Annotated in this window: 1 protein-coding gene; it reads right to left on the minus strand. The window is 62.4% G+C overall.

Features of this window, described 5'->3' with window-relative positions; genetic code table 11:
• On the minus strand, nt 1–777 hold a 777-nt coding region (locus AC0KXF_RS15190; protein WP_473109966.1), incomplete at both ends, for a recombinase zinc ribbon domain-containing protein.

Genomic DNA, 777 nt, shown 5'->3' on the forward strand with positions numbered 1-777 from the left:
GATCCACGTAAAGTTGAACGTTCGAGCCTTGCCCCACATGATCGCGGGGCAAGGTTCTTTCGTTGTGTGCCTGGGACTGGCGTCGAGGATCGTCTGGATCGCTTCGGTCGGTTGGAGGGTGGCGTCGTCCTCGTCATCGATGGTGATGCGGTCGAACAGTGCCCGGTTGAGCATCCGTCGTTCCACGGGTTCGGCTTTGACGTAGACGTCGCCGATGTCGGTGAGGAGCCCGAGGATCGCGTCGAGCCCAACCTTGGCCTTGTCGTAGGTCGTCTCCAACGTGTCGAGCCGACCGGTGATCGCTTGAAGGCTGGCGCGGATGCGGTCTTGCTCTGTCTTGAGCAGGTCGATGGGGATCGCATCGGCGTAGTGGGCTTGGAGGAGCTTGACCTGTTCGGCTTCGAGTTTGGTCTTCTGCCCGGCCAGCAGCTTCTGCTCGTCGCTGGTGGACTCGGCGAGGGTGTCGAACACCTGCTCGAGCACGTCCTGGATCTGCGCGGCCTCGTCGGTACTGACCGACAGGGACCGGTAGCCGTCCTCGATGGTCTGCTCGACGCGGTGCGCGAGCATAGCGGTGCGCTGACGATCGTTGCGTTTGAACCGGCGGCCGGTGCAGGTGAAGTAGTCGTAGGCGACGCCCTGGTGGTTGCGGGGCCGCTCGAACATGAGCCGTTTCCCGCAGGCGCAGTAGATCGAGCCTTTGAGGTAGTGGTCGTACTTCTGTGGCTTGTCGCCGACGACGTGGTTCTGCTGGAGGATCGTCTGCACCTGCTTGAA

The sequence above is a fragment of the Leucobacter holotrichiae genome, from assembly GCF_055791005.1.